4 protein-coding genes and 1 pseudogene are annotated in these 7,034 nt (G+C 47.3%); 2 read left to right on the top strand and 3 right to left on the bottom strand.

From position 1 onward, the window contains the following. Positions 1 to 23: 23 nt before the first annotated feature. A pseudogene (argS, locus tag C162_RS21945) lies at positions 24 to 1,565 on the top strand (arginine--tRNA ligase domain-containing protein); the annotation flags it as partial. A 1,150-nt stretch (positions 1,566 to 2,715) separates the two neighbouring features. Further along, positions 2,716 to 3,198 carry a cell wall hydrolase gene (locus C162_RS21955; RefSeq protein ID WP_036697692.1) on the top strand — a complete coding sequence of 161 codons (483 nt, stop codon included), beginning with the start codon at positions 2,716 to 2,718 and terminating at the stop codon, positions 3,196 to 3,198. Between the two features lie 86 nt (positions 3,199 to 3,284). Here the strand turns inward: C162_RS21955 and ltrA are convergent, their stop codons facing one another. The 3 genes from ltrA to C162_RS36665 form a co-directional block, all read right to left on the bottom strand. Beyond that, positions 3,285 to 4,676 (bottom strand): group II intron reverse transcriptase/maturase, encoded by a 1,392-nt coding sequence (ltrA, locus tag C162_RS21960; protein WP_084649015.1) that lies wholly within the window; start codon positions 4,674 to 4,676, stop codon positions 3,285 to 3,287. 428 nt (positions 4,677 to 5,104) lie between these two features. Next, positions 5,105 to 5,839 (bottom strand): hypothetical protein, encoded by a 735-nt coding sequence (locus tag C162_RS21965; RefSeq protein WP_036697693.1) that lies wholly within the window; start codon positions 5,837 to 5,839, stop codon positions 5,105 to 5,107. Positions 5,840 to 6,224: 385 nt separating this feature from the next. Beyond that, entirely contained in the window at positions 6,225 to 6,419 is a 195-nt protein-coding gene (locus C162_RS36665; RefSeq protein ID WP_200869228.1) for a hypothetical protein, read from the bottom strand. Positions 6,420 to 7,034: the final 615 nt, after the last annotated feature.

The raw sequence follows: 7,034 nt of genomic DNA on the forward strand, positions 1-7,034 counted from the left end.
ATCAGGTCAATGTAGTATGCATTAATAAAAGTATGCATATCGGGCATTTGAGAAACTCCTGTATCGGGGACGCGCTGGTGAGGGTACTGCGGGCGACCGGCCATACCGTTGAGGTGCACAACTATGTGGATGATCTCGGCAATCAGCTGGCTGATACTGTAGCCGGTCTGCTGAATGTTCCACTGGCGGGAGAACATGTAAGGTTCGGAGATTACTGCTGGGACATCTATGCCGAGATTAACAAAACTTACGCGCAGCAGCCAGAGATGGTGCAGAAACGGACCGAGATTCTTCATGCGCTGGAGGAAGGCCATGGTAATACTGCCTGGATTGGCAACCTCGTCGCCGGGCAGATCGTGAAAGAACATGTGGAGGAGATGCGGGGGTTCGGCATTGACTACGATCTGCTGGTGTGGGAGAGCAGCATTCTGAAGGAGGGCTTCTGGGCCTCGGCGTTCGAGCTGCTGTCGCAGACAGAGATCTTCGTGCAGGAGACCGAAGGTAAGCTGGCAGGCTGCTGGATTCTGAAGCAACCCGCTGAAGACACCGTACCGGACACTCAGGAGGAGCATCAGAAGGATAAGGTGCTGGTGCGCTCGAACGGAATTCTGACCTATACTGCCAAGGACATCGCCTATCATCTGTGGAAGTTCGGACTGCTGGAGAAGGATTTCAGCTACAACGAATTTCAGAGCGGACTGTGGACGACCGGCTTGAGCGGACAGGCTCTGCCTTTTGGACGGGCGGACCAGGTCGTGAACGTCATCGATTACCGGCAGGAATATCCGCAGCTGATGGTCAAGCAGGCACTCAAGGCACTGGGATTCGGTACGCAGGCAGACGCGCTTCATCATGTCAGCTATGGGGTGGTCTCGCTGAGTCCCGCTTCTGCGGCAGGGCTGGGCATTGATACCTCCAGCGGCAAAAGCTCCTACGCCATGTCCGGGCGCCAGGGAATCGGCATTAAGGTAACCGAGCTGGTCCGGCTCATGGAAGACATGATTGAATCCACCCGTTCGGACAAAAACGGCCTGTCCAGCCGGCTCATCGCCACCGCTGCCATCCGTTACTACCTGCTGCGCTTCAATCTGGGCACCGAGATTGTGTTCGACTTCAAGCAGGCGATGGAAATCTCCGGCAACACCGGCGTCTACCTGATGTACGCCTACGCCCGGGCGCAGCGCGTGCTTAGTAAGGCCGCTTCGGCGGGTGATGTGAGTGGCGTGGGCGAGAGCGGTGTTAGCGAGTCCGGCGTTAGCGAGTCTGGCGCTGGAGGGGTGCCGCTGTTCCCGGCGCAGCTCGAAGCGGCTGAGCTTGCTCTGCTGAGACAGCTCAGCTTGTGGCAAGACACACTCTATACAGCAAGCCGGGAGCTTACGCCGAATACGATCTGTAACTATGCCTATTCCCTGGCCTCGTTGTTCAGTAACTTCTACTCGGCTTGTCCAATTCTCAAAGGCGGGGAAGCCAGCATTACCTTCCGCCTGTGGCTGACCCGGAGCTTCACCGATACACTGGGCGAAGCGCTCGACGTACTCGGCCTGCCTAAGCCGGATCGGATGTAGACACACTAAGTCTCTATCATCTTAAGAACCAATTGTGGTTTTATACAATTGCTCCAATTCGTTGTTAGCTTGTTCATTAGAAACTCGATAACGTTCTGAAGCTTCAGTTGACAACTTCTCGATCTTATCCTGGTACCTAGTACACTTTAGTACACTGAATTTTATAAAATGCGATATTTTCCGAAGTCTCAATCCATGTCTACGCTTGGCGGTCTTAAGATCTGTCCTCATGCAAAAAGGGGATGTTCTCGGAAGAACGCCCCCTTTATTTAGGTAACTTAAATTATGTCGCTGGTACTGATTATCATGCTGAATAAGTATACTAAACGCCCTTTATATTAATAGGGTGTATCACGTAAACTTAGGTACACCTAAACTCAATGAAATTTGCCGCGCCCCATTCTATGCTTGGTTGAATAAGTACCCAAGCCCCTATGACAGAAGGAGATGTTCTCGCAATATTTTAGGTAACTTAATCTTGTCCCTGCTTAAAAGCAGACTCTTCCGGATGTAAGGCAGCCCCTCTATTAACCACTCTCAGCAGAATGTATGTCTGCTTACGTTCGTCCCGAACCAACCGTAAAAGCACAGTCAAAATTGTAACTGTCTTTCTCCATAAGCTCCTGTGTCGATCGTTCTGCTGCTGACAACAAAACCACCTCTTCAGCTCACAGATCCCTGGCACGATGATGGAGCGCAGCGGAATCGTGGTGCTGCCCTTCAGCGTGAACGCTTGATGAACGCTCCGCGCTGCTGCGCTGTTCATCAAGCGGCCATGCCTTCCCCGAGCTTCCCCCGCCGGCCCTTGACCTTGGCTCCGTGCGGGGTGTTAAGCGCTAGGTTATCGGGCCAAGTAACCCCGCAGCGGGGAGTACCGGCTCTTAGGGGGGCGCTCTTGCCGCCTTAGAGCCGGTAGCATCAGCCGTAACACCTTAATCTTTTACTCTGGTATTCCTGATTCGATCCTCCTGCAGAAACTCATTCTAAAAATAACTAGGACAAGAAAAAGACTTTTGCATTTTATATTGCGTAACGTTACGCAATATGTTACAGTATGTGTACAAGATCTTCTCTTCACGAATGCAGGGGGCATTCAGAAGAAGAGAACCCCCCATCTTGATAAATCAAAACTATGAAGGAGAGATTTATTATGGCAATGGGAGATCCAGTATCAAATTTACCAGGTCTGACAGAATTCGAAAACCTTGACCCGACTGATCTGTTGGCACGACTTATTTATTCTGAGGCTTCTACACAAACCAAAACCGGTAAAGCTGGTGTTGCATGGGTAGTCAGTAATCGCGTAGACAAAAATTTGGGTGAATTTGGTGGAAACACATATAAAGGTGTTATCCTCAGATCAGGTGCTTTTGATGGAATGACAAGCATTAATGCTCGTCAACCTAACACATCGAGCACAGCTTGGGCAGATTCGGTAGAACAGGCACTTGCCTCTTCCCGCCTTGGTAACCCTATCGGAACGTGCTTGTGGTTTGTGACCAACACCTATTATGCTTCGCACGTAATTACATCGGGGTCTACAGAGTATTGGAACTTTGGTGCAGGGAACAGAAAAATTGTAGAAAAGAAAGTAATCAAAGACCACACGTTTTTTAAAGTTGAAGGCTATTAATATTTCAATCGAGTAGGAGGGGGCGGCAAACCCCCGTCCTCTCACACCACCGTACATGCGGGTCCGCATACGGCGGTTCCAAAAGGTTAACAAAGCTCTAAGTAACGTGAAAGCAAATTTTTCAGCCCTTTCCCTTCCCAGTAGGAAGTCGGAAGGGCATTATTTGTATTCCGGGACATTTCCCATGCGCCTCGCCGTGAGTTTGCCATTGTGAAACAGGCCCACTCGGGCGTTCCTAGTGCCCGGAGTTCGCGGATTCGTGTGCGTACTCGTTTCCACTGTTTCCACAGGCACATTCGCAACCTTCTTCGAATCCACTGGTCCAGCGTTTGGAGGTGTTTCTTGGCCGATGCCAAATGGAAATAGCCTAGCCAGCCCATCAGATATTGATTTAATCGGCTTATTCGTTCTTCCATTGAGATGGACCAGGTTCGGTTCGTTAGCTCTCGAATTCTCTCTTTGCATGCTTTAAGACTCTTCGGCGCTATTCGTATGGTTGCCTGTTTCTGGCTCAGGAAACTGAATCCTAGGAACTTCCGGTGCCAGGGTCTGGCTACCGCACTTTTCTCCCGGTTCACTTTCAGTTTTAACTTTCCTTCTACAAATCGGCTGACCGATTCCATGACCCGTTCGCCCGCTCGTTTACTCGCCACAAAGATATTACAGTCGTCCGCGTAGCGTACAAACCGCAGTCCGCGTCCGGTCAATTCCTTATCCAGATCATCCAATAGAATGTTTGCCAGAAGCGGACTGAGCGGACCGCCTTGTGGCGTTCCTTCCCGGCTATGCTCCAGCTTTCCATTGACTATCACTCCGGCGCTAAGATACGCGCGAATCAGTGTTAGTACTCTCTTGTCTGCTACTTTCCGCGCAACCCTTGCCATGAGCCTATCGTGATTTACCCGGTCAAAGAATTTCTCGAGATCGAGGTCTACGATCCATCTCAAACCACTTTGGATATATCTTTGTGCTTGTTTCACGGCGTCATGGGCGCTCTTTCCCGGCCGAAATCCGTAGCTGTACCACGAGAATCCTGCGTCAAAGACCGGATTCATGACTTGTAGAAGAGCCTGCTGGAGAAAGCGGTCCATTACCGTCGGGATGCCTAGCAGCCGTACGCCGCCTCCGGATTTGGGGATTTCCACCCGTTTGACGGGTGCAGGTTTATAGGTACCCGCAAGAAGTTCGGCTTTCACCGGTTCCCAATGTGTTTTCAAATAAGCCTGTAGATTCGCTACCGTTACATTGTCCACACCGGGTGCTCCTCCGTTCTGGACCACTCGTTTGTATGCGAGCCGAAGGTTATCTCCTTCGAGCATTCGCTCCAGCAGGTGGCTCTCTGCTTTGCGAGAGGAAAGGCCGACTTGTGCCGATGAAGAACTCGGCGCTCCGGCATACCCTGACGGCTTCACCGCTTCTCTTTGCCGCAAGCTCTCTTGCGAGATATTCTGCTGTCGTTGCTCTTCATGCGAACGCATCGGTTTCCTCTCTCCTTTCGGTTCAGCCCTTCCGTAAACTGTTGCAACAGTTTACGTACTATGGCTTCTGCTGACTCCTGCCAGTTCAGCGTAGCCTCTCAGCTACGGTTACAAGTTTTTTTTCCTTGCATATCCGACAGGCCTCCCCAGATAAGAACGTCATCTTTCCGCCCGCGCCTGCCCAAGTCTACGGCTACAGCACTTGGCAGCTTTGGATTTTGTCATGTGTGGGTGACTCATCCGGCTGCAGCCGCCTCTAATTGGATTCGTGTACCTCAGGCCGTGCTTTTGCCTCCGGCTTCCTTCAGATTCCACCTCACGGTAGACACCCTTGCCCTTGGCTAACGGTAGGCGCTTGCCAGCCCCCGCTCGGGACTTTCACCCTAAAGATGACGCCCATGCTGGGCGTACGACTAAAAGAAGGAAGCTCATAATGAGCTTCCTTCTTTTGTAATCTCTATTTTAAACGGCTCTAATTTCCCATTAAAAAATGCATATCTAATGATTGCATCCCCTAAATAATTACCTGTTGAAATCTGAATGGGTAGCTCCGCAATAAGCTGATTATCCTTTATTCCAAATCTCAATATATTCTGAACCGTCGGTTGCTCAAACCAATCGTTTGAATCGCTCTCACTGAATTCAAATAAGTGCTCCTGACCACCAACTGAAACTGTATACTGTCGAATTTCCTTATCTTTTTTTAGATTAACTTTAAGATGGCTTAGAACAAATTCTCTTGGATCTGAAACTGATATTTCTGTAAAATCTGATTTAAGCACATGCACTTCCGAATCATGTACTCCAGTCCCTGCGCCTTTTGTCAGAACAATGACAATTTCATCTTCTCCATCTGCATCTAACTCAATGACCGATATTTGAGGATAGAAGGAGGGGTTCGTTATATTGATCCAATTGAATGTTTTCGTTTCTCCATTTATTACAACATCTAATGACGAAAATATGTCTTTTTGTGCTTTTTCTTGAACACCATAAATAGCAATTTTCTTATCTGACGTCCCGGATAGTAGTGTATTGGGAATTGATGTAACTGGTGTTGACGCATTTCCATCAATCTTTTTCGGACTTGAAGACTGATTATTTGCCCCACATCCGGATAACAAAATAGCTCCTACCATTGTGACAATCATAATTTTTCTCAAAAATATATCCTCCATTTACATTTTTTTTAAGTATATACATTCTTATAATCCAATAAGTTTAAAAAATGTATTTTGTTTTTTAAAAAAAAGTAACATTTTAGTATACGCTTACTTGTAATTTCCAGAAAAGATGGCTGTTTTTCCGACTTAGAGCCGGTATGTAAAAAGAAAAGAACTTTCCCCTGAAGGAAAGTCCTTTATAGAGAATTCGCACCTCAGCCCCAGCCTGCACCATGTCCCATTGTCGTAACACATAGTAAACAGTCGCAATTACTGTTCTTCTTCAGCTCCAGCTTCTTCATAAACTCTACAGCCGAAAGCTCATTATGCTTCCAGCTCTTATAATTGGAATCCAAGATGTTTCTTTGCCCAGGTGTAAGAGTTTTCAAATTAATTTGTGGCCGCCCCAGGTGCTTCCCTTTTTTCTTAGCTTCAGCAATCCCTTCAGCCTGGGCTTGTTTAATATCGTTTGTCTCTTCTTCAGCCAGCTTAAAAGCTGAAGCACTACATCCATAATGAGCTGATTGATCCCATCCATCTCCTGGTACTTGCGCGTATCAAGTATGGGAATGTCGATCACAACCACATGAACCTTCGCATCGATCAGCCATTGCCACTCCTTAAAATTCCCTGTTTCTTTCTACCAAAACGATTGATAGATTTAACAAACAAGGTGTCTCCTTCACGAAGTACACGCTTCAGAAGCTGATATCCGATCGGTCAAAATTCTTACCGCTGACCTTGCCTACAAAAATATATTCGTCTGAAATCCCCTGTTCGACGTAATACAGTTAATTGCCTATCTTCATTTTGATTTTTCGTAGAAACTCTAGCGTATCCGTATTCTCTAATAATTGTTCTCATGATTCACTCCTACTTGTCCAAAAAAGGTATACCTTACGGATATAAATCCCCACATCCAAAAAGAAGGTCGATTATGATGTATCGTAACGTTACGCTTTATGGTATAATGAATAAAAATAGGAAGTTATTTCAAGGTATGTCCATTGTTTACCTCTTTTGAAAACTCCCTATAAAACATTATTTGATAAAATCTACAACAAAACGTCAATATTGTAACCTGAAAAATCGAAACATATCATTCCTTTTCTACGTAAAAAATATACTCCTGTGGAAATTACGCCCTTAACATGCGAACAAACGTTTGGTATAATGGGAAGACTAAGTACAGAAA

This window comes from Paenibacillus sp. FSL R7-269, from assembly GCF_000517865.1.
GTDB lineage: Bacteria > Bacillota > Bacilli > Paenibacillales > Paenibacillaceae > Paenibacillus_AQ.